This window comes from Kitasatospora sp. NPDC036934, assembly GCF_055608425.1.
This window is the reverse complement of the sequence record NZ_JBVJQR010000018.1, coordinates 1-26,401: the sequence shown is the minus strand read 5'-3', so window position 1 is coordinate 26,401 and position 26,401 is coordinate 1. Positions and strand designations below refer to the sequence as shown.

The window sequence follows — 26,401 nt, the reverse complement described above, 5'->3', positions numbered from 1 at the left end:
AGTCACGCCGGACTCCCCCGCCCGGCGCCGGTTCCGGCTCGGCGCTCTCAGGGACCGGCGAGTTCGAGCAGCCGGAGCAGCAGGGCCAGGACGGCGATCGCCACCGCGCCCTTGCCCAAGGTGACGAGCATGTTGCTGTCGCTGCGCATCACGACCATCCGGCCGCGGACTCCCACCGCTGCCAGTGCGGCCTTCATCGCGCGGCCCGTACGACGCCCCGGTGAGGGTTCCCCGATCGTCTCCAGGCCCGTTCTGAGGCGACGCAGGAGCCCACCGCGAGGGGCCTCCGGGTCGGGAACCGGCTGGACCGCCCTCACCTGCGGTGTCCAGTCCGGGCCGAAGGTGACGGCGGCCGAGATCCAGGACGTGTCCGTTGCCACCCCCTCCAGCGGCAGCGGCACCGGCAGTCGGCCGTCCAGGCTGTCGATCGCCTCCCTCACCCGGCCCGGTGTCAGCAGGAGCAGCTTGCGGGCGGGTTGGGTGGCGATGACCTGCTCGATCTCCCACCGCAGTCCCTCGCCGACGCCCACCCGCAGCACGATGAGTTGAGCCAGGTCCATCAGCCGCAGGATCGTCGGTTGCCAGTCGTCCAGCGGCAGGTAGAACCGTGCGGCGCCGAGGAGCGGCAGGGGCTCGCCCGGTCTGCCCACCGCGATCACGGGGCCGAAGGCCCGCAGCGCGGCGGCGAGTTGTTCCTCACGAGAGTGGATGTTGAGCTCCTGTCCGTCGTCGATCTGTGCCGCGGTGCGGTCGTCGGCGAAGCTGCGGAGGTAGAGCACGGGCTGGCGGCCGTCGGCCCGCAGGGCCGCGATCGCGTTCCGGGTCGAACGGGGGCGGGTGTACCGCAGGACCAGGAAGCCCACGCCGAGCGCGACCAACCCCCCTGACAGCATCAGGAGTTCGACGGCCACGGGTGGAGCGTCCAAGCCCGTTCGCCGGGCCCCGCCGACGAGGAACATCCCGCCGACGAACAGGGTGTAGCCGAGGCCGCTCGCGATCAGGAACAGCGGCCGGCGCCACGGTGGATGCCGTTCGGCGAACCGGCCGACCGTACGAACGGCTTCCGCGCTCGCCGCCCTGCGCCGGCGGCGCAGCCGGAGCGAGGGCCCGGCGAGCGCCAGGGCGACCGCCGCGAGCCACAGCGTGGCCTGGGTCTGGGTACGGAGGTCCTGGTCGAGAGTCGCCCGGTCCCGCTCGACGTCCGCCGCGAGCGCGCCGGCCCGCTCCCGGGCGGCGGCCCCTTGGCGATGGCCCACGAGATCGGTGGCGGCGGCGACCGTGGCCCGGGCCCGGCCGGGCGGTGCGTTCTCCTCGAACCACGTCCGCGCCGCGCCGACTTCGGCACGGGCGGTCGGGTCGCCGCTCGCGTAGCGGTTTACCAGGGCGGTGAACGCGGTGGCGCGGGCAGGGCCGTCGTGGAAGCGGTCGTGGTCCTGCCGGGTCTCAACTGCGGTGATCGCCAGGTGGAGCGCGACGTAGGCGGCGAGGAGCGCGGTCCCGGTGATCACCCGGGCCAGCGTCCGCAAGCCGGAGGACATCCAGAGCCCCTGCGCCGAGCGCCCCCTCGTGCTCATCACTGCCCCCGGAAGAAGAGGTGGTGCACGTCCCGGACGCTTCCATGATGTGGCACAACTCACCAAGAGCTGAAGAGATTTGAGCGACATATGAGCCACGGGGCGACTCCCCCGACCCGCCGGGGCGACGGTTTGAGCGATTCTGCGCAGAGCGCCTTCGGCCTGCCCCGATCCGGGCGGCGGCATGCTCAGAACTGCGCCCAGGATTGACATGAACCACCCGAAGCAGCAAGCTGCTCTTTCGAAACTGCTCAAAACCTGTGTTCTTCAAGCATCTTGGATCATCCGATCAAGCACGCACGAAGGCGGTAACTGCGGTGGACAAACGTGTACTGGTCCTCGTCTCGGCGTGTGCCCTCGGTGCGCTCGCCCTCACGTCCTGCGGCAGCGGCGGCGGTGGGGGCGGCGGAACCGACGCCGACGGGAAGGTGACGCTGAAGCTGGTGGCCGCCGACTACGGCGACAAGGAGTCCAACAGCTCGAAGAACTACTGGAACAAGGTCGCCGCCGACTTCACCACGGCCAACCCCGGTATCAAGGTGGACGTCCAGGTGGTGAACTGGAACGACATCGACAAGCAGGTCAAGACGATGATCCAGAGCGGCAACGTGCCGGACGTCCTGCAGACCGGCGGCTACGCGGACAAGGTCGCCGACGACCTGCTGTACAAGGCGGAGGACGTGCTGTCGCCCGCCTCCCGGGCCGATCTGATCGACAGCTTCGCCACCGCCGGACAGGTCAAGGGCGTGCAGTACGGCATCCCGTTCGTCTCCTCGGCCCGGGCGCTGTTCTACAACAAGACGGTCTTCCAGAAGGCCGGCATCACCCAACCACCCACCAGCTGGGAGGAGTTGCGCAAGGACGCCGAGCTGCTGAAGGCGAAGGCGCCCGGGGTCACGCCGTACGCGCTGCCGCTCGGCCCGGAGGAGGCCCAGGGCGAGAGCATGATCTGGGAGCTCGGCGCCGGCGGCGGTCCGACCGGCAAGGACGGCGGGTACACCCTGAACAGCCAGGCGAACATCGACACCTTCCGCTGGCTCAGGACCAACCTGGTCGATCCGGGGCTGACCTACGCCAACCCGGCCACCACCGATCGCAAGACCGCGTTCGCGGACTTCGCGGCCGGCAAGGCGGCCATGCTGAACGGGCACCCGTCGCTGATCCAGATGGCACAGGCGGGCAAGGTCGACTACGGGGTCGCGCCCATCCCCGGCAAGGACGGCCCGCTGAGCTCCACCCTCGGGGTGGCGGACTGGACGATGGCCTTCAAGAAGAACGGGCACGGCGACCAGATCCGCAAGTTCCTGGACTTCGTGTACGCCAAGGACAACCAGCTCGCCTTCGACGAGACGTACAACCTGATGCCGGTCACCAAGAGCGCGCTGCAGGACCTCACCACCGGCGGCAAGCACCCGGACCTCGCACCGTTCTTCGCCCTGCTGCCGAACGCCGCGTTCTACCCGCTCGGCGACACCACCTGGGACGCGGTCTCCGCCGAGATCAAGAAGTCGATCGGCAGCGCCGTCTCGGGCGACCCGGCCAAGGTGCTGGGCGACCTGCAGAAGAAGGCCCAGGCCGCGGTCGCCGACAAGTGACGGCACCGGACGGACGACGCCCGTGAAAGGCGACCCCGTGACTCCCTCCCCCCCTGCCCGCAGCCGCCGTCGACCGGGCCCGCTGCCGTGGATCGCCCCGGCCGTGCTGCTGATCGCGACCGTGGTGCTGTGGCCGGTGTACGAGATGGTCCGCACCTCGTTCCTGCGGGTCAGCACCAGTGGTTTCGTCCGCGGCTCGGCCGGGCTGGACAAGTACCGCAAGCTGTTCGGCGAGGCCGACCTCGGCCATGTGCTGCTCGCCACGGTGGTCTGGACGCTCGCCGTGGTCGGCCTGACCATGCTGCTCTCGCTCGCCCTGGCCCAGCTGTTCGACCAGCGCTTCCCCGGCCGGCGGTACGCCCGTTGGGCGCTGATCGCGCCGTGGGCGGCGTCCGTGCTGATGACCGCGATCGGCTTCCGCTGGATGCTCGACCGGACGGCGGGCGTGCTGAACACCGCACTGACCGACCTCGGGCTGATCGACGGACCGCGGGACTGGCTGGGCGATCCGTCGACGGCCTGGCCGTGGATGGTGTTCGTCGCGGTGTTCGTCTCCCTGCCGTTCACCACCTACACCCTGCTGGCCGGCCTGCAGACCATCCCCGGCGAGCTGTACGAGGCGGCCCGGGTGGACGGCGCCTCGCGAGCGCAGGCCTACCGGCGGATCACCCTGCCGCTGCTGCGCCCGGCCTTCCTGGTCGGCGTGGTGATCAACCTGATCAACGTCTTCAACTCGTTCCCGGTGATCTGGGGCATGACCCAGGGCGGCCCGAGCAGTGACACGGCCACCAGCACGGTGTTCATGTACCAGCTGAAGGACACCGACATCGGGGAGTCTGCGGCGATGTCAGTGGTCAACTTCGCGCTCGTGGTGCTGCTCGTGCTGGCCTTCCTGAAGGTCAGCCGCTGGAACCAGGAGGAGAGTTGACGTCCAGTCGGATATCCCGAAAGCGGCGGCTCGGCCCGCGCACCCTGGCGCTCGCGGGGGCGGCCTGGCTGCTGGCGGCGCTCTTCCTGCTCCCCTACCTGGAGATGGTCGTCACCGCGCTGCGCCCGGCGGACGAACTGCGCGACGCGACCTACCTGCCACGGCACTTCGCCTGGTCCAACTTCCTCGGCGTCTGGCGCGACTCCACCCTCGGCGGCAATCTGCGGGTCACCCTGCTGGTGGCCGGCGGCTCCACCGTGCTGGCACTGCTGGTCGCGCTGCCCGCCGCCTACTACACCGCCCGGGTGCGCTACCGGGGGCGCAGGCTGTTCCTGCTGCTGGTGCTGGTCACCCAGATGTTCCAGCCGACCTCCCTGCTGGTGGGCCTCTACCGGGAGTTCTACCAGCTGGACATGCTCAACTCGGTCTGGACGCTGATCCTCTGCAACGCCGCCTTCAACCTGGCCTTCGCGGTCTGGATCCTCACCGCGTACATCTCCTCGATCCCGGTGGAACTGGAGGAGGCCGCCCTGCTGGACGGCCTGGGCCGGCTCGGGGCGCTGCGCCGGGTGGTGCTGCCGCTGTCCCTGCCGGGCGTGGTCACGGCGCTGATCTTCACCTTCATCTCCGCCTGGAACGAGTTCGTGATGGGCCTGACGCTGTCCACCGCCCCGACCGCCCAGCCGCTCACCGTCGGCATCAACAGCTTCATCGGCAACTACACAGTCCAGTGGAACTACCTGTTCGCCGGTTCGGTCGTGGCGATCGTGCCGGTCGTGGTGCTGTTCGCCGTGATCGAGCGGCACGTGGTCTCCGGGCTCACCGCCGGATCGGTCAAGTAGCCCGTCGGCGAAGTAACCCGCCGGTCAAGCACGTCATCAGTCATGTAGCCCGCAGAGAAAGACGATCGAGCCACCGAGTCGACAGGAGAACCCCCGTGCGCCTGCTCCGACCCCACCTCCGGCGGGCCGCCCTCGCGGCGGCCCTCACCAGCATCGCCGCCGTGGCCGGCCCCGTCCTGCCGGCCCGCGCCGCCGCCCCCGCCGCGGCCGTGCTGGACGGCGGCCACCAGAACGTCAGTTGGCAGAGCCCCGTCTACGCCAAGGGCACCATGGGCGGGGCGGGTTCCTGCCCGGCCGCCGCCCAGGACCCGGACGGCACGGTCTGCGGCCGCTTCGACCTCACGGTGAACGTCCCCGACGGCTACTGGAACGACAACCCGGAGGGGGGCGTGCCGATCTCCGTCCAGTGGCAGAACCCCACCGACGACTTCGACCTCTACATCTACGACGCCAACGGCAAGGAGGTCGCCGAGAGCGCCGGCACCGCCGACCCCGAGGCCACGGTGATCCCCAAGGCCTCCGGCACCTACCACGTGCTGGTCGTCCCGTACGACGTCCACGGCGGCTCCTTCACCGGCCGCGCCTACCTGCCGCAGACCGCCGACGCGGGCGCCCTCACCTCCTTCAGCGGCGGCCACGGCAGCTACGACATCACCGCGGGCGCCCTCAAGGCCAAGGTCGACTTCCTCGCCGACGACCAACTGCGGCTGCGCGCCGCCCCGGACGGCACCATCACCGACCCGGCCGACCTCACGATGATCCGCAAACAGCCCGAACTCCAGCCCGACACCTCCTCGTTCGACGCCGGCGACTACTACGGCATCCGCTCCGGCCACGTCGTCCTGCGGGTCTACAAGCACCCCCTGCGGTTCGGCCTCTACCAGGCCGACAACCGCACCGCGATCTGGCAGGAGGACGCCCCGCTGCGCTGGTCCACCAGCGGACTGCGGCAGAGCCTGGCCCGCGGCGCCGACGAGCAGTTCTTCGGCGGCGGCGAACAGAACGGCAGCTTCTCGCACCGCGACCAGACCGTCCACGTCTCCAACAGCACCAACTGGAACGAGGGCGGCTACAACAACTCCCAGCCGTTCTACGTCTCCACCGCCGGCTACGGCGTCTTCCGCAACACCTTCGCCCCCGGGATCTACGACTTCGGCTCGCCGGTGCGCACCGGGCAGCAGGAACGGCGGCTGGACGCCTACTACTTCACCGGCGACGTCAAGTCCGTCATCGGCCAGTACACCTCCCTGGTCGGCAAGCCCTTCATGCCGCCGGTCTACGGCCTGGAACCCGGCGACTCCGACTGCTACCTGCACAACGCCAACCGCGGCGAACGCCACACCACCGACGCCCTCAAGGTCGCCGACGGCTACGTGCAGAACCAGATGCCGCTCGGCTGGATGCTCGTCAACGACGGCTACGGCTGCGGCTACGAGAACCTCCCGCAGACCGGCGAGGGACTGCGCAAGGACCACGCCCAGCTCGGCCTGTGGACCCAGAACGGCCTGCCCAACCAGGCCGAGGAGGTCAAGGCAGGGGTCCGGGTGCGCAAGCTCGACGTCGCCTGGGTCGGCAACGGCTACGGCTTCGCCCTCAACGCCTGCGACCAGGCCAAGGCCGGCATCGAGGACAACAGCGACGCCCGCGGCTTCGTCTGGCTACCGGTCTCCTGGGCCGGCGCCCAGCGCTGCGGCGTGCTGTGGAGCGGCGACCAGAGCCTGTCCTGGGACTACATCCGCTGGCAGATCCCCACCTACGCAGGCGCCACCATGTCCGGCATCGCCTACGACACCGGCGACGTCGGCTCGATCTTCCGCCGCGACCCCGAGATGTACACCCGCGACCTGCAGTGGAAGGCCTTCCTGCCGACCATCATGACCATGGACGGCTGGGCCAGGGACATGACCGGCAAGGAGCAGCGTGACCAGCAGCCCTGGCTGGACGGCGAGCCCTACACCTCGATCAACCGCAAGTACCTGCAGCTGAAGGAACGGCTGCTGCCGTACATGTACACCCTGTCCGCCGAGGCCACCCGCACCGGCATCGGCGCGGTCCGCCCGCTCGCCCTGGAGTACCCGCACGACCCGGGGGCCCTCGGGCCGAACGCCAAGTACGAGTTCCTCGCCGGGCCGGACTTCCTGGTCGCCCCGGTCTACTCCGACACCTCGGTGCGCGACGGCATCTACCTGCCCGAGGGCACCTGGACCGACTACTGGACCGGACGCACCTACCAGGGCCCCACCACGATCAACGGCTACTCCGCCCCGCTCGACACCCTGCCGCTGTTCGTCAAGGGCGGCTCGATCGTCCCGATGTGGCCCCAGGGCACGCTGTCCTGGCAGAACCGCGACCGCACCGAACTCGACTACGACCTCTACCCCCAGGGCGACTCCAGCTACACCCTCTACGAGGACGACGGCGTCACCCGCCAGTACGGCGCGGGCTCCTCCGCCACCCAGCGCGTCGACGTCCACGCCGATGGACCGGTCACCACCGTCGAGGTCGGCGCCAGCGAGGGCGGTTACACCGGCAAGCCGGACGCCCGCTCGTACCGCTTCACCGTCCACGGCCAGTCCGCCCCGCACCTGGTCGTCACCCGCGGCGGCCCGCTGCCCCACCTCGACTCGGCCGCCGCCCTCGACTCCGCCCCCTCCGGCTGGTACCACGACGAGGCCACCGGCGTGACCCAGGTCAAGACCCCCTCCCTCTCCACCGCCGAGGCGTTCACCCTCCACCTGATCCACTGATCCGCAGATGCATGGACCCGTAGATCCGTAGATCCGTAGATCCGTAGATCCAAACCGACCACCTGACCGCCCCCACCTGTCCCGGGGCCACCCCCACGTGGCTCCGGGACGGGCGTCCGGCCTTCCCGGACGACACGCGGTGCGCGCAGCGCCGACCGTCCGGGCACGATCGTCCCAGCTTGTCGTCCACTGCAGCCGCTTCCCGCTCGACGGGCACTCCCGAGCGGCTTCCGCGCCGACATCCCCCGCATCGACGTGCCGGCCCTGATCGTGCACGGCACCGCCGACCGCATCCTGCCCGTCGACAGCACCGGCCGGCCCTTCCACCGCGCGCTGCCCTCCGCCGAGTACGTGGGGATCGAGGGCGCACCGCACGGCCTGCTGTGGACCCACGCCGAGGCGGTCAACGCGGCACTGCCGGCCCTCCTCGCCGAGTGACCGCGGGCCCGCCCCGCCCCTGAGCCCCGGCCTCCCCACGCCCTGCCCGGACGGAAGGACACCGGGGCTCAGACCGTCCGGAAGTCCGCCAGGGCGCACTGACCGGGCAGGAGCTGATTTCCGTCCCGGAATGCCGGGTATGCGACGAAGAGGAGGTGAGACGGCCCATGGTCACGAACAAGCGCACACCTTCAACGTCCGCCTCGGCCGCGGAGAAGCTGCTTCGTCCGATCGACACGGTCATGACGGCAGCGAGCCGTGTGCCCGGTGCCGACAGGGTCAAAGGGGCATTCGACGGCGTCCTGGACGCGGTCGGCGTCGTGTCACCCCGCTCGCGCCGGATCGCGGCCTATGCAGGTGTCGGCCTGCTGGGCGCGGCAGGTGTGGTCGAGTGGCCGGTGGCGGCCGCGGGTGCCGCGGTGGTGTGGCTGACCCAGTCGGGCCCGAAGGGCGCAGCCGACGCCGGCGCCTCGGAGGCCAGGACGGGCACGGCGCCCGCTCCGCGTGCCGAGGCGGCGCCGTCGGCCAAGCGCAAGGCGACGACGAAGCCGCGTACGGCGAAGACGACCACGACCAAGGCCTCCCGGAGCCGGACCGCAGCCGGATCACCGGCCCCGACGGCCGGCCGCTAGGGGCGTCGGTCCGGTCCCGTGAGGTGAGAGATGCTCCTGCACCTGGTCGCACGGCTGCCCGCAGCGGGTTTGGACCTCGCACTGGGGGCACCCGTCCGGGGAGCCCGTCGGATTCTCCCGGCGGTAGGGGCTGCCGTGCAGGGGGCGGTCGAGACTGCTGAGGCCGGCGTGCGCACCTCCGCGCGCGGGGCGGCGGCGGTGTCATCCGCGGCGGTGCGGGTGGGCCGGGTCGGCGTCAACGCGGTGACGCCCGGGCGCGGGTACTGGCTCGCCGGATCCCGGGTACAGCTTCCGCTGCGTCCCGGCCCGGGTGCCACCGCCCGGACCGTGGAAGCGGCGGCGAAGCGGGTGGCGGCCGGGCTGACCAAGCGGCCGGACGTGCTCGCCGCCTACTGGGACGGCGGGCTGGCCCGGCTGGTCGTGCAGATGACCCAGGACGCGGTCACCGACCGGGTGGTGGACCGGGCGACCGAGTTGGCCGCCGCACAGAAGCTGGAACGTCCCGACGAGGACGTCCTGGAACCGGCGCACCCCGGCCACACCGGGGGCATCCGGTCCGGGGCGCTCGCCGTGGCCTGCGACGCGGTCGGCATCGCCACGGCGGTCGCCGCGCGGACGGTCCGCCTGAAGAGCGCGCCGCACCTCGTCACCGCCGGTGTCACGCTGCTGCGCGAGGACCCTCACGTCCGGACGGTCATGCGGCGCCGGCTGGGCCGCTCGGCCACCGATCTGGTCCTGGCCGGCGTCAACGCCGCCGCCCACGGCATCGGGCAGTCGCCAACCGCCCTCGCGCTGGACGCCGCGCTGCGGCTGGGCCAGTTGACCGAGTCCATCGCCAGGGCGGCAGCCTTCGACGCCGCCCACGACACGGTCTGCGCGCCGGAGCGGCTGAGCCTGGGCGGCAGTCGGGTCGCCCGCCCGCCGATCCACCGCTACCCGGGCGAGGAGTACCGGGACCAGGCGGTCACCGGAACGCTGCTCGGCGCGGCCGGAGCGCTGCTGTTCACGCGTGACGTGCACGAGGCGGCCGAGGCGCTGCTGGCCGGGAACCCGAAGGCCGCCCGCTACGGCCCGGCCGCCTTCGCCGCGGCCCTGGGCACGGAGCTGGCCCGCGAAGGCGTCCTGGTGCGCAACCTCGACCGGCTGCGGCAGCTGGAACTCGTGGACACCGTGGTGCTGCACCCGCAGGCGCTGCGCAGCACCCGGCGTACCGTCCTGGACGTCAATCCGAACGTGAGCGACTGGGACCACGACCGGCTGTGGCAGGCCGCGACGGCGGCCCTGGAGTCGGACGCCCAACAGCCGGGCGCCGAACAGTCGGGCGCCAAACAGTCGGGCGCCCAACAGCCGGGTGGCCAGGTGTCGGGTGGCCAACGGTCCGGCGGGGAACCACCGGGCGGGGAAGTGGAGTTGGACCTGCGCCCGGTGCCGGACCAGGGCGAATCGGACACCGGACTGATGATCGCCTCGTCGGGCGGTGAGGACGTCGGCACCGTCCTGGTCGGCTGGGAGGTCGACCCGCTGGCCGAGGCGGCCCTGGATGCGGCCCGCCGGGCCGGCCTCCACGTCGTCGTCCAGGACGACGGAACACTGGGCGACTTCGCCGCGCTCGCGGACGAACTCGTGGGCGCGGAAGAGCCGTTGGCCGAGGTGGTCCGAGGGCTCCAGCGCGACGGCCGGGTGGTCCTGACGGTGGCTCACGTCCCGGGCGGTGACGCCGCGACGGAAGAGGAGCTGGGCCAGGCCGGCCGAGAGGTGCTGGCCGGGCTGCTGCGCAGCGACATCGCCGTCTCGCTCACCGACGAGCGCAGTGCGGTCGTCTGGGGCGCGGACGTCCTGCTGCTGCACGGACTGACCGGGGCGTGGCGGCTGCTGGCGGCGATCCCGGCCGCACGCGCGGTCGGGGAGCACTCCAAGGTCTTCGCCGAGGCGGGTGCGGCGCTCGCCGGGCTGATGGTGGTGACGAGGGGTGCGCGTTCCAAGCTCCTCACCTTCCCGCTCGGCTTCCGGGTCAGCCCGGTCAATGCCGCCGCTGCCGCCGCGCTCGTCTCCGGCTGGCGGGCCGCCCTCGGCGTGAGCGTCGATCGCGCGCCGCACCCGCCGCCCCGGGTGCCCTGGCACGCCCTGCTGCCGCAGGAGGCGTTGACCCGGCTGCGCGCCGGCGCCGAGGCGCGCGAGCCGACCGTACCGGCGGGCCTGCGGACGATGGCGGGCAGGGCCGCGCGGCTTCCCGCGTTCACCCCGGCGCGCCTGACGGTCCGTCTTCTGGTGGCCGTGCGTGCCGAACTGCGCGATCCACTGACCCCGCTGCTCCTGGTCGGGGCGGTGGCCTCGGCGCTGCTGGGGTCCACCGTGGACGCGCTGCTGGTGGTCGGCGCGATGGCCGTGAACGCGCTGGTCGGCGGCGTACAGCGGTTGCGCGCCGAGCGCGCGCTCGCCGGCCTGAAGCTGGGTGAGCGTCAAAAGGCCCGTAAGGTCGTCGACTTGGCGGCCGGGAAGACCAGGACGGTGGAGGCCGGGCGGCTGACGCCGGGTGAGGTGATCGAGCTGTACACCGGTGACGTGGTGCCGGCTGATGCCCGGCTGCTGGAAGCCGAGGATCTCGAGGTCGACGAGTCCTCACTGACCGGTGAATCGCTGCCGACCGGCAAACAGGTGGACGCCACGCCACAGGCTCCCGTGGCCGAGCGCCACTGCATGGTCTTCGAGGGCACCACGGTGGTCGCGGGACACGGCCGCGCCGTGGTGGCCGGTACGGGTGACCAGACCGAGGCCGGCCGAGCGGCGCAGCTGGCCTCGCGCGCCCAGCAGGCCCCCGGCGTACAGGCCCGGCTGCACGAACTGACCAGCGAGATGTTGCCGTTCACCCTGCTGGGCGGCGCCGCCGTGACCGGCCTTTCGCTGCTGCGCGGCCGGCCGGTGCGACAGGCGGTCCGCGGCGGACTGGCGGTTGCCGTCGCCGCCGTCCCCGAGGGTCTGCCTCTGGTGGCGACCGTCGCGCAGCTGGCCGCGACACGCCGGCTCAGCCGGATCGGCATCCTGGTCCGCACCCCGCGCGCGCTGGAGGCGCTCGGCCGGATGGACACCGTCTGCTTCGACAAGACCGGCACCCTGACCGCGAACCGGTTGCACGTGGACCGGGTCGCCACCGCGGACGGTGCCGAACACCCGGCGGACGCCGCCGATGCGGCGCCGGTGCTCCAGGCCGCCGCACTGACCTGCCGAACCCCCGAGGCCGAGGCGGGCGTCCACGCGCACTCCACCGATGAGGCGATCCTCGTCGCGGCGCCGCCCGGGTCGCCGTGGACACCCGGCGCGGTGCAGCCGTTCGAGGCCAGCCGCGGCTACGCGGCCGCCGTGGGGACCGGCGCGGACGGTGCGGAGTTCCTGCTGGTGAAGGGCGCACCCGAGGTCGTCCTGCCGGCCTGCGAGAACGCCCGCGGGGACGCCGCCGCACAGTCCCTGGCCGCCGACGGCCTGCGGGTGCTGGCGGTCGCCAGTGCCCGACTCGGGCCCGACGACGAAGCCTCCGAGGCGCTGGCGCGGCCCCCGGCGGGCATGGAACTGCTCGGGTTCGTCGGGCTGGCCGACACCCCTCGTCCCAGCTCCGCGCCGCTGGTGGCCGACCTGCGCGAGGCCGGCGTGCGGCCCGTCATGCTCACCGGCGACCACCCGCGGACCGCCCGAGCCGTCGCCGTCCAGCTCGGCTGGCCGGACGACGTCGTGGTGGTCACGGGTGACGAGCTGGCCGCCCGGGACCGGGCCGGGCGGACCCGCCTGTTGCGCGAGGCCGGAGTGGTGGCCCGGGTCGCGCCCGAACAGAAGTTGCACGTGGTGGAGGCGCTCCAGGAAGCCGGGCAGGTGGTGGCCATGGTCGGGGACGGTGCGAACGACGCCGCCGCCATCCGTGCCGCCGACGTCGGTATCGGCATCGCCGCGCGCGGCTCGGCGGCGGCCCGCAACGCGGCCGACCTGGTGATCACCAGCGATGACCTGTCGATGCTGGTCGCCGCCGTCGCCGAAGGCCGTGCGCTGTGGCGCAGCGTCGCGGACGCGATCAGCGTGCTGATCGGCGGCAACGCCGGCGAGATCGGCTTCTCGGTGCTCGGCACACTGCTCTCCGGCTCGTCGCCGCTGTCGACCCGGCAGATCCTGCTGGTCAACCTGCTCACCGACATGTTTCCCGCCATGGCCGTCTCGGTCACTCCCCGGGACGAGACCCTCGACGAGCGGCCGGACGGCGGGTCGGCCCTGGGGGACAGTGCCCCCGTCGGCCTCGCGGCGCTCGGCGACCCGCTGACCCGGCAGATCCGCCACCGGGGCATCGTCACCACACTCGGCGCGAGCACGGCCTGGCTGATCGGCACGATCACCCCGGGCTCCGCGCGGCGGACCAGCACGATGGCGCTGTGCGGAGTGGTCGGCGCCCAACTCGCCCAGACCCTGGCCGGCCGGCGCCACAGTCCGCTGGTGCTGGTGACCGTCCTCGGATCGGCCGCCGTACTGGTCGGCCTGATCGAGACGCCTCTGGTCAGCCGGTTCTTCGGCTGCACACCCCTCGGCCCGGTCGCCTGGGCCGGAGTCGCCACCGCGATCGCCGTCGCCGCCTGGGCACCGCGCGTGATGCCGACGCTCGACCGGCGACTGTCGGCGCTCGGGGCGCGGCTGGGCGCGTGAGCCTGCGAGGGGGACTCCCGTGCTTCCGGCAGCGGGGGCGGGTCCACCCGATCGGATGCACCGTGTCAGCCGTGCGGCAGGGCCCCGCAGGATCCGCTCAGCGGCCGGCCGCCGCGGCCACGGGCGCGGGCTGATCGGTGGCCCAGTGGCAGGTGGGCCAGCCCACCAGGCCGGGCCGTTCGGTGACCCGGGAACTCGAGCCAGCACCCGGCGTCCAGCATGATGATCGACTCGACGGCGGTGAGGACTCCCTCGCGAACGGCCCTCCCCGCCAGCACCGGCGTCATCGGAGCCCGCCCCGTCGACCGGTCGCGGCAGGACACCCCCGGCTCGCTTGGGACGACGGCGTGAAGTGGGTTCCGGCGGACGACCGGCCCCCGTGCATGGGCCGGACGACTCATGGCACGCCGGCCGAACTCTGCGAACCTCGGGAGGGAGAGGGAGGGACCACCCCTTCCACCTCGGCAAGAACTCGGCAAAGGAGGCGAGACGCATGCCCGGCATCCACCACCAGGTATCACGTCCGGCCACGACGCCCGCTCCGGAGCAGATCGGACGGCTCGGCTGGGTCGTGCTCGGAACCTCGGTGGTCGCCGCCGACGCGATCAAGCACGCGCTGTCCGGTGTCGTCGCGATCGCCAAGACGATGACGCACCCCGCCCCGCCGGACTCACCCGTGGCGGAGCGGCCCGCCCCGGCTGTCGGCGCCGGCGTCGACGAGAGGGACGGATGGATCTTCATCACTGCCGTGTTCCTCCTGGCCGGTGCCATGGCCCGCGGCCTCGCCCACATCAAGGGCAGTGTCAGGGAGGCCACGCACCCGGGACACCAGCAGGTACGGGCGTGACGCCCACAGCACCCGGAGCGAGCGGCGGCGGCATCCGAACAGCCGCCTGAGGGAGCCGGTCCATCGGGGGGCGGCGACACTGGCCGAGTGGAAGCCATGACCTCCGACTCCATCGGCGCGGGAAGACGAGCCCGTGAGCGCGTGCCGCGCTCGGCCCACGGGAACTGGATCTCCGCGCCGGACCGGCCCGACCCCGTCGACGTCCTCGAACGCCAGGCCGCCTGCCGTGTTCCGGAGCTGGTACCGATCCGGTACGGCCGAATGGCGGGCTCCCGCTTCGCCTTCCTGCGCGGTGCGCCCGCGATCATGGTCGCGGACCTCGCCGCCACCGCGAACACCGGCCTGGACGTCCAGCTCTGCGGGGACGCGCACCTGTGCAACTTCGGCCTCTTCGCCTCGCCCGAGCGCGCCCTGCTGTTCGATCTCAACGACTTCGACGAGACCCTGCCCGGCCCCTTCGAATGGGACGTCAAACGCCTCGCCGCCAGTGTCGCCGTCGCCGCGTTCGAGAACCGGGGGTCCGACTCGTCCGCGCGGGCCGCTGCACGGGCCTCCGTCCGCGCGTACCGGCTCGCCATGCGACGGCTCGCCGGCCTCGGCGAACTCGACGTCTGGTACGAGCGGGTGGACACCGCCGACCTGCTGCCGCGGATCCGGAAACCGAAGTACCGAGCGCGCGTCGAGGCCACCCTGAAGAAGGCCCGCAGGCGCACCAGTCTGCACGCCCTGGCCAAGCTCACCGAGCCGGGCCCGGGCGGCCGACCCCGCATCATCCACGATCCACCGCTGCTGGAGCCGGTGGCCCCGGAGGAGCTGCCCCTCCTCCGGCAGGTCCTCCAGGACTACCGCGACACCCTGCCGGAGGAACGCGCAGCGCTCCTCGACCGCTTCGAGCTGGTCGACGCGGCCCGCAAGGTGGTCGGCGTGGGCAGCGTAGGCACTCGTTGCTACATCGGCCTGTTCCGTGGGCGCAACACCGGTGAGCCGCTCGTCCTCCAGGTGAAGGAAGCCGAGCGGTCGGTGCTGGAACCGCATCTCGCGCCCAGCCCTCACCGGCACCAGGGCCAGCGGGTGGTCGTCGGGCAGCGCGCGCTCCAGGCCGCCGGCGACATCTTCCTGGGCTGGGCCACCGGCCCGGCGGGCCGCGACTTCTACTGGCGGCAGCTGCGCGACATGAAGGGCGCCGCCGTCGTCGAGGGCATGCCGCGGCTCCTGCTGGAGCAGTACGCCGACCTGTGCGGCCGCACCCTCGCCCGCGGGCACGCGCGCACCGGGGACCGGGTCGCGATCGCCGCGTACCTCGGCTCCGGTGACGGCTTCGACCGCGCCGTCGCCGACTTCGCCCTTGCGTACGCGGAACGAACCCGCGCCGACCACGCCGCGCTCCTCACCGCGATCAGCGACGGCCGGATCAACGCGCGAGTCGGCGTGTGAAACCCTTGGAGGCCCAGTGAGTCGGTGGAAGGTCCTGATCATCCTCGGGATGGCACAGTTCCTCATGGTGTTGGACGCCTCGGTGATGAACGTGTCGATCAGCCAGCTGGTGATCGACTTCGACACCGAGGTGACGGCGATCCAGGCGGTCATCACTCTCTACACGCTGGTCATGGCCGCCTTCATGATCACCGGCGGGAAGCTCGGCGACATGTTCGGACGCCGCCGGATCTTCGTCATCGGACTCGTCGTCTACGCGGTCGGCTCCACCCTCACCGCCGTCGCGCCCACCCTGGTGGTACTGGCGCTCGGCTGGTCCGTCATCGAGGGTTTCGGGGCCGCGCTGGTGCTGCCGGCCCTCGCCGCCCTGGTGGCGGGCACGTACCGGGGCCGCGACCGCTCGACCGCCTACGGGGTCATCGGCGGACTGGCCGGGGCGGGGATCGCGGTGGGACCGCTGCTCGGAGGATGGGTGACCACGTACCTGACCTGGCGCCTGGTGTTCGCCGGTGAGGCCGTGCTCGTGGTCGTCATCCTCCTCTTCATGCGCTGGATCCCGCCACAGCCGGCGCCCGAGCACCGCCCACGGCTCGACGTGGGCGGTGTGGTGCTGTCGGTCGCCGGACTGACCCTCGTGGTGCTGGCCGTCCTGCAGAGCAGTTCCTGGGGATGGCTCCGTCCGCGCAATGCCCCTTTCACGGTCCTCGGGTTCGCCCCGACGGTCTTCGTCATCGCGCTCGGCCTCGCCCTCCTCTACCTCTTCCGCCTCTGGGAGGCTCGCCGGACGGACCCGCTGGTGCGGTTCACGCTGTTCGGCATCCCCAGCCTGCGCTCCGGTCTGCTGATGCTGTTCAGCCAGAACGTCGTCCTGCTCGGCCTGTTCTTCGCGATTCCGCTCTACCTCCAGGTCGTGCAGGGGCTGGACGCCTTCCAGACCGGGCTGAGGCTGCTGCCCGTCTCGATCACGATGCTGGCGGCCGCGATGAGCGGTCCGGTGCTGGGCCGGTTCGCGTCTCCCCGGACCGTCGTCCGGGTCGGCCTGCTGGTGCTGTTCGCCGCGGCCCTGTGGTTGCTCGGCACCATCAAGCCCGACCTCGACGACCTGTCCTTCGCCCTGGCGATGGCGCTGCTCGGGCTGGGGATGGGGCTGCTCGCCTCCCAGCTGGGCAACGTCGTGCAGTCGAGCGTCGGAGAATCCGAACGCAGCGAGGTCGGCGGCCTGCAGTACACGGCCCAGAACCTCGGCTCGTCCCTCGGTACCGCACTGATCGGCGCCATTCTGATCGGCGCCTTGGCGAGTGCCTTCACCAGTGCGCTGGCGAAGGACCCGGCGGTCTCGGACGCCGTCCGCCAACAGGCCGGGATCCAGGTCGAGTCCGGGCTCAACTTCGTACCGGCCGACCAGGCCGCCGCCGCCCTCGCGACGACCTCGATCCCGCCGTCGGAGGCGGACGCCGTGATCACCGCGTACCGGACCGCCCAGCTCGACGGCCTGAAGGCCGGCATCCTGGCCGCCGCCGGGATCACCTTGGCCGGCTTCCCCTTCACCCGCCGGCTGCCCGCCACCCGGCCACCTCGCGGCGAGAGCGGTGGTCCGGCGAAGCTCCGCGGCACCTGACCGCCGCCGAAGGGTCGTGGCACGGCGACACCACATCATCACGGCTCCCGCCGGCCGCTGCCTCGCCGGGGACAGGGTCTTCCGGCCCTACCGGTGCGCTCGCGCACGCGGCAGACTCCTCGCAGGTTGCGTCCGCACCATCCGGTGCCGGGCCCCGAAGTACGGAGAAGCGATGGCCGACCACGCGGCAGAGCAGTCGATCACCCCCGTCAAGGTGTTCCTCCTCGACGACCACGAGGTCGTTCGCCGGGGTGTCCACGACCTGCTGGACGCGGAGCCCGGACTGACCGTGATCGGCGAGGCCGCCACCGCCGAGCAGGCGATCACCCGCGTGCCGGCCCTGCGTCCCGACGTCGCCATCCTGGACATGCGGCTGCCGGACGGCGACGGCGTGACCGTGTGCCGCGAACTCCGCTCACGCATGCCCGAACTCGCCTGCCTGATGCTCACCTCCTTCGACGACGAGGAGGCCCTGCTCGACTCCATCATGGCCGGCGCCGCCGGCTACGTCCTGAAGCAGATCAGCGGCACCGATCTCGTCTCCGCCGTACGGACCGTCGCCGCCGGTCAGTCCATGCTCGACCCCGGCGCCACCACCCGCCTGATGGCCCGGCTGCGGGGCGACGCTCCCGCTCCGACCCAGGCCTTCCCCGAACTCACCGACCGGGAACGGGAGATCCTCGCCCTCGTCGGCGAAGGGCTGACCAACCGCCAGATCGGCCAGCGACTCTACCTCGCCGAGAAGACCGTCAAGAACCACGTCTCCCGGCTGCTCGCCAAACTCGGCGTGGAGCGCCGGGTCCAGGCCGCCATCATCGCCACGGAGACCCTCGCCGTCCAGAAGCAGGGCACCGGGCGACCCACCCGCTGAACCCGTCTCCGCTGCCCACCGGAAAGCCGCCCGGCCCGCCCGGAACCGGGCCCGCCGGCCGCCGCCCGGGGACCAATGGCCCCTCCCCCACCGGAGGGCGCAGCGCGAGCATCGATGCCATGACACCCGATACCACGCCGTCGCTGGACGAGCGGCAGTGCCTGCGGCTCCTGGCCACGGCCTCGATCGGCCGCGTCGTCTACACCGTGGGCGCCCTGCCGGCCGTCCTCCCCACCCGGTACCTCCTCGACGGTGACGCGGGGGTGCTGCTGAGCGCCGCCGCCGACTCCGAGCTGATCCGGGCCGTCTCGGGAGCTCTCGTCGCCTTCGAGGTCAGCGAGGTGGACGAGACCGACGGCAGCGGCTGGAGCGTGACCGTGCTCGGCCGGGCCGTCGTGAGCGAGGAGCCTCCCCCGGCCGAGATCGCCCCGGCAGCCCGACCCGCCGGCCGGGTGACCGTCCGGATCCGGCCCGAACTGCTGAAGGGCCGAATCCTACCCGCCTCGCTACCGCGTCAGTCCAGGCCGGCGGGCGAACGCCGACCCGCGACATGAGTGCGGCACCCTGCCCGGGTCAGCCGAGCGGCACCGACCACACCAGGTCCGTCCCACCCTCCGGCGGGCTCGCGAGTTCCAGGGTGCCGCCGAGGCTCTCGGCCCGCTCGGCGAGATTGCGCAGGCCGCTGCGTCGTCCCTGCTCCGGGATCCCGGCGCCGTCATCCCGTACGGTCAGCACGACCCGTGCCCCGGCCGCCTGGAGCACCACCTCGACGCGGCGGGCCTTCGCGTGCCGGGCCGCGTTGCTCAGCGCCTCCCCCAGTACCGCCACCACGTGCTCGGCCACCTCCGCGGGAACGTCCGTGTCGAGCAGGCCTTCCATGCTCAGTCTCGGCGCGAAGCCCAGCGCCGCCTGGGCTTGCTCGACGACGCGCACCACCCGGGCGCGAAGGCCCTGGCCCGCGTTGTCGTCCCGGGCGCGGAGGCCGAAGATCGTCGAGCGGATGATCTTGATGGTCTCGTCCAGGTCACCGACCGCCCGCAGCACCCGGTCCGAGGCACCGGAGTGGTCGATCAAGCGGGCCGCGCTCTGCAGCGTCATCCCGGTCGCGAACAGCCGCTGGATCGCCAGGTCGTGCAGATCGCGGGCGATCCGGTCGCGGTCCTCCAGCATCGCCAGCTGCTCCGCGTCGCGGCGGCGCTCCGCCAGCTCCAGGGCCAGCGCCGCCTGGTCGGCGAACCCCAGCAGCGGGGTGATCTCCCGCTCCGTGAACGGCGTCTCTCCTGACCGCCTGGCCAGCAGCAGCACACCCTCGACCTGGCCTGCGCCCCGGCCGAGCGGCACCGCGACCGCCGGCCCCAGGCCGTCGAAGCGCCGCGGGCCCGCCGTCAACCTCGGGTCGCCCGCCAGATCGGCCGTCGCCGCCGGTGAGCCCTGAACACACGCCTCGCCCGACAACGAGCCTTCGAACGGCACCACCAGGCCCAACCGCTCGGCTTCGTCCCCACCCAGTGCGAGCTCCACCCGCACTGCCTCGGTGCCGGCGACGGGGACGGACACGTCGGCCAGCTCCGACCCGGTGATCTCCCGCGCGCGCTGGGCGATCAGCTCCAGCACCTGGGAGCGGGCACTGCCGGACAGCAGCCCGCGGGTGATCTCGGCGTTCGCGGCCAGCCAGCGGTGCTGGCGCTGCGACTCCTCGTACAGGCGGGCGTTGTCGATCGCCACCCCGGCCGCCACCGCAAGCGTCGAGATCACCGACTCGTCGTCGGCGTCGAATTCCTCCCCGCCCCGCTTGTCCGTGAGGTAGAGGTTGCCGAACACCTCGGCGCGCACCCGCACCGGCACACCGAGGAACGTGCGCATCGGCGGATGGTTCGCCGGGAACCCGTAGGACGCCCGGTGCCCGGACAGCTCCCCGAGCCGCAGCGCCTCGGGGTGGTGGATCAACTCTCCGAGGATGCCCCGGCCCGTCGGGTAGGGGCCGATCTTCGCGATCTCCTCCTCGGACAGACCGACAGTGAGGAACTCCGACAGCGTCTCCCCGTCCGGGCCGATCACTCCGAGCGCCGCGTACCGGGCGTCCACCAACACCGCGGCCGCCTCGACGATGCGCCGCAGCACCTGGGTCAGATCCAGCTCCCGGCCCACCGACAGCACCGCCTCCAGCAGGCTGTGCACCCGGTCCCGGGTCCCCCGAGCGGCGTCGATGCGCGCCTGGAGCTCCTCCAGCAGCTCGTCCAGCCGCAGTTGTGGAATCCGTGACCGCATCTCGTCCCCGCCCAAGGGAGACCTCCTCGCCTGTTCTGCCGACCGGTCGATTCTCGCAGAGCCGTGCCCCGGCCGAACAGGACCGGACCAGCAGCGCGGATCACCATCGGGGGCCGACCGTGGCCGCCAGCCTCCCGGTCACCCATCGTCTCCGAACGGCGGTCCTCCCCCGCGATGGTGACGTGTGACCGGGCGCCTCAGTCGGCGAGTTGCGCACCACGCTCGGAAGCCAGGGCCGGGAGCGGCAGCCAACTGACGGGAAGGTCGCGCATGACCGGAGCGCAGTCCGGGGTCGCACTCCCCGGCGGGAAGCGGTCCGGGCCGTCGAAGAACAAGTGGCGCCCCAGGGCGCAGCACGGAAGGGGCCGGCGTCTCAGTGGACACATGCGGCCGACCACTTCGGCTCGACCCGCCGACCCGACTGCTCACCCACCGCCTGAAGCGCTCGCGTCACACGGCACACGCCGTGGATCCGCACGAGGTGGAGCAGGACCCGGCGCGGTGTCAGACGCCCCGGCTCCGGTACGGCGAGGCGGGCCGGCCGGGGGTGGCGGTCGCGGGACCGGCAACATGGGCCGGGACGGCGGGAACAGCGGGGACGGCCGGGCTCGCGGAGGTGGTCGGGCGGGCGGTGGCGGCCGGGCGCCGGAAGTCCTGGTCCGCCGTGGAGGTGACCGTCCGCCGGCCCGGGGCCGCCCCCGTGGTCGGCGCCCCCGCCGTCGTGGTCCGGCGCGCGGCCGACGCCGCCGGGACGGCCCCGGGCGCGCCGCCGTCCGGCTCTACCCGCTCGATCCGCAGTGCCAGGTTGCGGTCCCGGCGGTCCCCCGCCCGGTCCCGGTTGCGGCTGTGCACCAGCTGGGTCAGCACGCCCCGGATCTCCTGCCAACGCCCCTGCACAGCACGGATGTTGGGGCACCACTCGGCCTCGAACCGGTGCTCCAGCGCCAGCTGCCAGCTCTCCGCCTCCACCAGGTGGACCGCGCCGACCGTCGCCGGGATCTCCACCGGCGCGGCTCCCCGGACGATCACCACCGCGCGCTGCGGCCAATCCCCTTCCACCGCCGTCACCGTGATCCGGCTCGGCCCCTGGTACCAGGCCATCGCTGCTGTCCTCCCGCGTCCGTCCTCGCCGGCTGTCACCCGGCCTCAACCGGTACCACGGACGACGGCCCCGACAGGGTTCGAGCCGAGCCGAACCGGGCGGCCCCGCGATCCGACGGCGCGTCGCGCGGGGGACGGCTGCCGTCCCCCGCGCGACGCCCGTACGGTCCGTGAGGTCAGGCCGTGACGTGGTACCAGTAGCCGCCGGTGCGCAGGCCGACGTAGTGGACGTTGGTGCCGGTCTCCTTGGCCTCGTACATCATGTCGGCGCCGGTAGCGGGGTCGGTGCCGGCGTAGAGCACGACGTGGACGGTGTTGTGGGCATCGGTGCCGAAGTACTCGACGTCGCCGGGGCGGCGCTGGGCCTCGGTGATCGGGGTGAGGTGCTTGTCCAGGGTCTGCTCGGTGGTGTCGCCGCCGTTGGCGAGGTCGATCCCGGCGCCGAACCAGAAGGCCGCCCGGACCAGGCCCGAACAGTCGAAGCCCACGGTGGTGTTGGCCGGGCAGGGCTGGATCGAGCCGGTGTAGCCGTCGCAGGTGCCGAGCGTCGGGCCGGCGCCCTCACCGCGCAGCGAGTGGCCACCGCCCCACACGTACGGGAGGCCCAGGTAGGACTTCGCCGCGTTCAGGACCTTGGTGGGGTCGATGGTGCCGCTGGGCAGCGGGGTGGGGGTGCTGGTGTAGAGGGCGTTCTTGACGGAGGTGCCGACGATGCCGTCGATGGCCAGCGAGTGCGCGGCCTGGAAGTTGCGCACGGCGGTGTCGGTGGCCGGCCCGAACTGCCCGTCCACGGTGAGGCGGCCGGCGTTGAAGGTGTTCAGCATCGTCTGCAGCGTCGAGGCGCACTGCCCGGAGGCACCGGTCTGCAGCGTCCCGCACTGGGTGCGCAGGTCCACGGTGCCGGTGGCGGCGGCGGCCGCCGCGTCGAGCTTCGCCTTGGTGGCCGGCCCCACGATGCCGTCGGCCGTCAGCGAGTGCGAGGACTGGAAGGTGCGCACGGCCGTGCCGGTGGCAGACCCGAACTGCCCGTCCACGGTGAGGGTCGCGCCGGTCAGGTTGAGCTCCGTCTGGAGCTGGGTGACGCAGCCGTCGGCCTCGCCCTGCGTCAGGTTGGCCGGGCAGGACGGGGAGGTGATCGGTATCGGGGCCGGCGCGGTGGCGGCGGAGGCGACCGAGGCGGTGTACGCGCCGACACCGGTCAACACGGACGCCAGGGCCAGGCCCAGCGACAACCGGCGCCGGGTGGGGAGGAGGGTACTCACAGGGTTCTCCGAATCCATGAGGGGTCGTCACAGGGAGCGACCCCGGGAGCCGGCTCGTGATCACCGGGTCGCAGCAGCACTCTGCCTCACTCCACCCTCCGTACGGGAGACGGCCGTTCGTCCCACCGGCCGCCGGGACGCGTCTCACGGCGCTGGCCTGCGCGGTGAGACGCGTCCCCATTTCTGGGTGCGACCCGTCCCTGTCCGAACGAGCCCGTCCCCGAGCCCGGGCCTGCGTCCCTACGGGGCCCGCTCGGCCTCCCGGCGACGGGTGTCGACCACGCCGACCGCGCCGGAGCCACCGCCGACCGCGCCGATCGCGCCGGAGCCACCGCCGAAAGGTGCTTCGTGTCGGAATCGATTTGTGACGTGGCCCTGCCTAGTTCGTTCCCGCCTCGCTGTGATGGGATGTGACCGACGAGTGACGAACGCAGGTGGGGGTGCGTGGTGCGGAGCGGACGGCTGCTGGGGCTGGACGGGGACGCGGCGAATCTGGTCGCGGTGGGGCTGGTGCGGCTGGGGGCCGAGGAGTGGGTGGGGTCCACGGGCGGGGCGCCCGCCTGGGTGGGCGGGCTGCGCGCGGCCTCCTTCGCGGACGCCTGGCTGTCCTTCGGCGACGCGCCGGCCCCCGGATTGCGGGTGGCGGCCTCGGCGGTGCTGCCCGCCGTCGTGGCGCAGGCGGCCGAGCTGCTGCTGCGCTCCTGCGCCGACGACGCGGCGACGGCCCTCGGATGGCTCGGGCAGCGCTCGGCGGAGGCCCGTGAGCAGGCCCACCGGGAGGAGGTGACCCACCCGGCCGAGCCCTGCGCGCTGACCCTGATCTGGCACGGGGTCCAGGCGCTGACCGCCGAGGACGGCCCGTCCCACCACCTCCGCGTGGCGGAACGGGTCGAGGCCTACGTCCGGGAGCGACACCGCCGCCAGGACACCCTGGCCCTGGTGCTGTGCTGCGCCCGGATCGCCGCCGCCGCGCTGGTCGAGCTGAGCGAGGGCGATCCGGCACGGGTGGAGGGCTGGCTGGAGCAGGACGCCGCGCGGGCCATGCCCCTGCTCGGCCCCGTCCCGCTGTGGGTGCCGGGCCGCCCCTGACGGCCCGCCGGCCCGGTCGCCCGCCCCACGTGTGCGAGGCGGGCGACCCGTTGCCTTCCCGGGCCCGGGGTCAGCGCGGCCCGGGGTCGCTGGTGCCGGGGCGACCGTTCTCCGCGTGTCCGGCCCAGCGGCGGCGGAACGCCGGTCCGTCCGTGCCCGTCACCGTGACGTCGTACCAGCGGCTGTCGGCGCGCAGTTCGAAGGTGAACCGGGCGTCGTCGCCGGGGCGCAGGGTACGGCCTTGCTTCGCGCCCTTGGTGTAGGCCTCCTCGGCGGTGACCGTGCGGGTGGTGTCCCCGTGGTTGGACACCGTGACCCGCACCCTGTTCTTCGCGGGCTCGAAGCGGGCGACCAGGCCGCCCACCGTCTTGCCCTCGAACTCCTGCACCGAACCGTTCGGCCCGTGGGCGACGAGGTGGTAGCCGCCGTCGGTCAGCGGCCAGTGGTCCTCGAAGCTGTCGCCGGCCGAGATGGTGTAGCGGCGGGGGGCCGCCGTCGGCGCCAGCCGGTCGTAGACGTAGAGCCAGGCACCCGCCGAGCCCCGGTTGTTCAGGTTGAGCTGGAACACCGTGGCGTCGTCGGTCTCGTCCTCGTTGACCCGCAGGTCGTACGGGAGCGCGCGGGCCGGGCGGGTGCCCGGCTCCTGGGTGGGCATCCGCTGGGGCATCGGCACCTGGTAGGGCTTGCCCTGCGAGGCGATCGGCGCCGGCACCGGGATCGAGACCGGCTTCGGGTCGGCGCCGGAGAAGTCGAGCGCCGAGGTGAGGTCACCGCAGACCGCGCGGCGCCAGGCGCTGATGTTGGGCTCCTCGATGCCGAACCGGGCCTCCAGGAACCTCAGCACCGAGGTGTGGTCGAAGGTCTCCGAGCAGACCCAACCGCCGCGCGACCACGGGGAGATGACGAGCAGCGGCACCCGCGGGCCGAGGCCGATCGGCTGCAGTCCGCCGCGGTCCGCGCCCGGCACCAGCGGGCTCATCTCGCCCGGGTACCTGCCGAGGTCGAGCAGTTCGTCACCGAGGCTGGCCTCCAGGTCCGTGGAGACCATGCCCTGGCCGCCCGGGCGACTGACGACCGGGGGCATCGGCGGGACGACGTGGTCGAACAGGCCGTCGTTCTCGTCGTAGTTGATGAGGAAGACGGTCCGGCCCCACACCTCGGGGTTGGACGTGAGCGCGTCCAGCACCAGGTTGATGTAGTACGCGCCGTCGGTTGGCGTCGCGGAGGGGTGCTCGCTGTACTTGTACGGCGGGACGATCCAGGAGACCTGCGGCAACCGGCCCTGCTCGACGTCGGCCCGGAACTCCTTGAGCGTGTGGTCCGTCGCCCCCTTCTCCACCAGCGGACCGGACGCGCCCTCGGCGACCTGGTACCGCTCGAAGAACATCAGCGAGTTGTCGGTGTAGTTGTCCGTCGGGGTGCCCGGCTCACCGGAACCGCCCTGGTACAGCTTCCAGCTGACCCCGGCGTCCTCCAGCCGCTCCGGGTACGTCGTCCAGGTGTAGCCGTTCTTGTTGTTGCGCTCCTCCAGGCCGGGCCCGTTGGGCTTGCGGCCGTACACGTTGCGCGGGTCGCTGGTGCCGGTCCAGAGGTAGATGCGGTTGGGGGCGGTGTCCGCGTGGACGGAGCAGAAGTACGAGTCGCAGACGGTGAACGCGTCGGCGAGGGCGAAGTGGTACTGGAGGTCCTGGCGCTTGAGGTGACCCATCGTCATGACGTCCTGCTTCTGGTTCACCCACTGGTCGTGGCGCCCTTCGTTCCAGGCGAGGTGGCCACTGCTCCAGCCGTGGTCCGTACCGGCCTGGTACTCGGTGGTGTTCCGGGGGTCGATGTACCAGGGCAGCACCTCCTTCTCGGAGGCCGGCAGACCACGGTCGTGGTACCGCCCGGTCTTCACCGCGGCGGCCGGCTGGTGCCAGTTGGGACGGCCGTCGGACAGCAGCGTGGGACGCGGGTCGGCGAAGCCGCGGACCCCTCGGAGGGTGCCGAAGTAATGGTCGAAGGAACGGTTCTCCTGCATCAGGATGACGACGTGTTCGACGTCCTTGATCGAGCGGTTCCTGCTGATCGCTGGCAGGGCCAGCGCCTTGCTGACCGCGGGCGGGAACGCCCCGAGGCCGGCGGCGGCCACGGACGCACCGCCCAACTGAAGAAATCGGCGCCTGTCGATGGAGGCCATGGGAGGTCCTTCCCAGTCGTGCACTGCACGGGTACGGAGAAGGCTCGAACATAGGCATCGCACACGGGCCGTACACAGTCCTCCAGCGAACGCCGCGTGAGCTTTCGGCCAACTGTTGTCCAGCCAACTCCCCCCGTGCATCGGCCGACCGGGCCGGCAGGCCCGGAAACGCGAAAAGCCCCCGCCCGGTTCACCCGGCGGGGGCTTTTCTGAAGAATTGTTCGGCGGCGTCCTACTCTCCCACAGGGTCCCCCCTGCAGTACCATCGGCGCTGTGAGGCTTAGCTTCCGGGTTCGGAA

The 26,401-nt window shown here is 72.4% G+C and carries 17 protein-coding genes, 1 rRNA gene and 1 pseudogene; 13 read left to right on the top strand and 6 right to left on the bottom strand.

What is annotated here, in order from left to right:
* Window positions 1-47: 47 nt before the first annotated feature.
* Window positions 48-1,538, bottom strand: a complete 1,491-nt coding sequence (locus ACZ7BZ_RS26085) for a transferase (protein ID WP_470360410.1) — start codon at window positions 1,536-1,538, stop codon at window positions 48-50.
* 353 nt (window positions 1,539-1,891) lie between these two features.
* Between ACZ7BZ_RS26085 and ACZ7BZ_RS26080 the strand changes: the two genes are divergently transcribed.
* The 12 genes and pseudogenes from ACZ7BZ_RS26080 (at window position 1,892) to ACZ7BZ_RS26025 (ending at window position 18,757) form a co-directional block, all read left to right on the top strand.
* Window positions 1,892-3,169 (top strand): extracellular solute-binding protein, encoded by a 1,278-nt coding sequence (locus ACZ7BZ_RS26080; protein ID WP_470360409.1) that lies wholly within the window; start codon window positions 1,892-1,894, stop codon window positions 3,167-3,169.
* 37 nt (window positions 3,170-3,206) lie between these two features.
* Entirely contained in the window at window positions 3,207-4,097 is an 891-nt protein-coding gene (locus ACZ7BZ_RS26075; RefSeq protein ID WP_470360408.1) for a carbohydrate ABC transporter permease, read from the top strand.
* A complete protein-coding gene (locus ACZ7BZ_RS26070) occupies window positions 4,094-4,939 on the top strand; it encodes a carbohydrate ABC transporter permease (protein ID WP_470360407.1) in 846 nt (281 codons plus the stop codon). The genes ACZ7BZ_RS26075 and ACZ7BZ_RS26070 overlap by 4 nt, the downstream gene beginning before the upstream one ends.
* Before the next feature lie 95 nt (window positions 4,940-5,034).
* Window positions 5,035-7,686 carry a glycoside hydrolase family 31 protein gene (locus ACZ7BZ_RS26065; protein ID WP_470360406.1) on the top strand — a complete coding sequence of 884 codons (2,652 nt, stop codon included), beginning with the start codon at window positions 5,035-5,037 and terminating at the stop codon, window positions 7,684-7,686.
* Window positions 7,687-7,914: 228 nt separating this feature from the next.
* Window positions 7,915-8,124, top strand: a pseudogene (locus tag ACZ7BZ_RS26060) (alpha/beta fold hydrolase); the annotation flags it as partial.
* Window positions 8,125-8,291: 167 nt separating this feature from the next.
* Window positions 8,292-8,756 (top strand): hypothetical protein, encoded by a 465-nt coding sequence (locus tag ACZ7BZ_RS26055; protein ID WP_470360405.1) that lies wholly within the window; start codon window positions 8,292-8,294, stop codon window positions 8,754-8,756.
* A gap of 30 nt (window positions 8,757-8,786) precedes the next feature.
* Window positions 8,787-13,433, top strand: a complete 4,647-nt coding sequence (locus tag ACZ7BZ_RS26050; RefSeq protein ID WP_470360404.1) for an HAD-IC family P-type ATPase — start codon at window positions 8,787-8,789, stop codon at window positions 13,431-13,433.
* A gap of 493 nt (window positions 13,434-13,926) precedes the next feature.
* Window positions 13,927-14,280 (top strand): hypothetical protein, encoded by a 354-nt coding sequence (locus ACZ7BZ_RS26045; protein ID WP_470360403.1) that lies wholly within the window; start codon window positions 13,927-13,929, stop codon window positions 14,278-14,280.
* 96 nt (window positions 14,281-14,376) lie between these two features.
* A complete protein-coding gene (locus tag ACZ7BZ_RS26040) occupies window positions 14,377-15,714 on the top strand; it encodes a DUF2252 domain-containing protein (RefSeq protein ID WP_470360502.1) in 1,338 nt (445 codons plus the stop codon).
* 49 nt (window positions 15,715-15,763) lie between these two features.
* Window positions 15,764-17,332, top strand: a complete 1,569-nt coding sequence (locus ACZ7BZ_RS26035) for an MFS transporter (RefSeq protein ID WP_470360402.1) — start codon at window positions 15,764-15,766, stop codon at window positions 17,330-17,332.
* Between the two features lie 172 nt (window positions 17,333-17,504).
* A complete protein-coding gene (locus tag ACZ7BZ_RS26030) occupies window positions 17,505-18,203 on the top strand; it encodes a response regulator (protein ID WP_380463875.1) in 699 nt (232 codons plus the stop codon).
* A gap of 119 nt (window positions 18,204-18,322) precedes the next feature.
* A complete protein-coding gene (locus ACZ7BZ_RS26025; RefSeq protein WP_470360401.1) occupies window positions 18,323-18,757 on the top strand; it encodes a pyridoxamine 5'-phosphate oxidase family protein in 435 nt (144 codons plus the stop codon).
* Between the two features lie 19 nt (window positions 18,758-18,776).
* Here ACZ7BZ_RS26025 and ACZ7BZ_RS26020 read toward each other — a convergent pair whose 3' ends face one another.
* The 3 genes from ACZ7BZ_RS26020 to ACZ7BZ_RS26010 all read right to left on the bottom strand — a co-directional run bounded on the left by ACZ7BZ_RS26020 (window position 18,777) and on the right by ACZ7BZ_RS26010 (window position 22,834).
* The gene (locus ACZ7BZ_RS26020; protein WP_470360501.1) at window positions 18,777-20,471 is read right to left on the bottom strand and encodes a sensor histidine kinase; all 1,695 of its coding nucleotides are present in this window, start codon (window positions 20,469-20,471) and stop codon (window positions 18,777-18,779) included.
* A gap of 504 nt (window positions 20,472-20,975) precedes the next feature.
* Complete coding sequence (locus ACZ7BZ_RS26015; protein ID WP_470360400.1) at window positions 20,976-21,572, bottom strand: hypothetical protein; 597 nt, start codon at window positions 21,570-21,572, stop codon at window positions 20,976-20,978.
* A 176-nt stretch (window positions 21,573-21,748) separates the two neighbouring features.
* Window positions 21,749-22,834 carry a C40 family peptidase gene (locus tag ACZ7BZ_RS26010; RefSeq protein ID WP_470360399.1) on the bottom strand — a complete coding sequence of 362 codons (1,086 nt, stop codon included), beginning with the start codon at window positions 22,832-22,834 and terminating at the stop codon, window positions 21,749-21,751.
* A gap of 444 nt (window positions 22,835-23,278) precedes the next feature.
* Between ACZ7BZ_RS26010 and ACZ7BZ_RS26005 the strand changes: the two genes are divergently transcribed.
* Window positions 23,279-23,923, top strand: coding sequence for a hypothetical protein (locus ACZ7BZ_RS26005; RefSeq protein WP_470360398.1), 645 nt, complete (start codon window positions 23,279-23,281; stop codon window positions 23,921-23,923).
* A gap of 70 nt (window positions 23,924-23,993) precedes the next feature.
* Here ACZ7BZ_RS26005 and ACZ7BZ_RS26000 read toward each other — a convergent pair whose 3' ends face one another.
* Both ACZ7BZ_RS26000 and rrf read right to left on the bottom strand, forming a co-directional pair.
* On the bottom strand, window positions 23,994-26,102 hold the full coding sequence (locus ACZ7BZ_RS26000) for a phosphocholine-specific phospholipase C (protein WP_470360397.1): 2,109 nt from the start codon (window positions 26,100-26,102) through the stop codon (window positions 23,994-23,996).
* Between the two features lie 219 nt (window positions 26,103-26,321).
* Window positions 26,322-26,401 (bottom strand): 5S ribosomal RNA (gene rrf / locus ACZ7BZ_RS25995); the annotation flags it as partial.

Coding starts and splice junctions, on each gene's coding strand:
- ACZ7BZ_RS26025 (WP_470360401.1), top strand. CDS start 18,323: ATGACACCCGATACCACGCCGTCGCTGGACGAGCGGCAGTGCCTGCGG.
- ACZ7BZ_RS26040 (WP_470360502.1), top strand. CDS start 14,377: ATGACCTCCGACTCCATCGGCGCGGGAAGACGAGCCCGTGAGCGCGTG.
- ACZ7BZ_RS26000 (WP_470360397.1), bottom strand. CDS start 26,102: ATGGCCTCCATCGACAGGCGCCGATTTCTTCAGTTGGGCGGTGCGTCC.
- ACZ7BZ_RS26045 (WP_470360403.1), top strand. CDS start 13,927: ATGCCCGGCATCCACCACCAGGTATCACGTCCGGCCACGACGCCCGCT.
- ACZ7BZ_RS26055 (WP_470360405.1), top strand. CDS start 8,292: ATGGTCACGAACAAGCGCACACCTTCAACGTCCGCCTCGGCCGCGGAG.
- ACZ7BZ_RS26020 (WP_470360501.1), bottom strand. CDS start 20,471: ATGCGGTCACGGATTCCACAACTGCGGCTGGACGAGCTGCTGGAGGAG.
- ACZ7BZ_RS26085 (WP_470360410.1), bottom strand. CDS start 1,538: ATGTCCTCCGGCTTGCGGACGCTGGCCCGGGTGATCACCGGGACCGCG.
- ACZ7BZ_RS26015 (WP_470360400.1), bottom strand. CDS start 21,572: ATGGCCTGGTACCAGGGGCCGAGCCGGATCACGGTGACGGCGGTGGAA.
- ACZ7BZ_RS26035 (WP_470360402.1), top strand. CDS start 15,764: ATGGCACAGTTCCTCATGGTGTTGGACGCCTCGGTGATGAACGTGTCG.
- ACZ7BZ_RS26050 (WP_470360404.1), top strand. CDS start 8,787: ATGCTCCTGCACCTGGTCGCACGGCTGCCCGCAGCGGGTTTGGACCTC.
- ACZ7BZ_RS26030 (WP_380463875.1), top strand. CDS start 17,505: ATGGCCGACCACGCGGCAGAGCAGTCGATCACCCCCGTCAAGGTGTTC.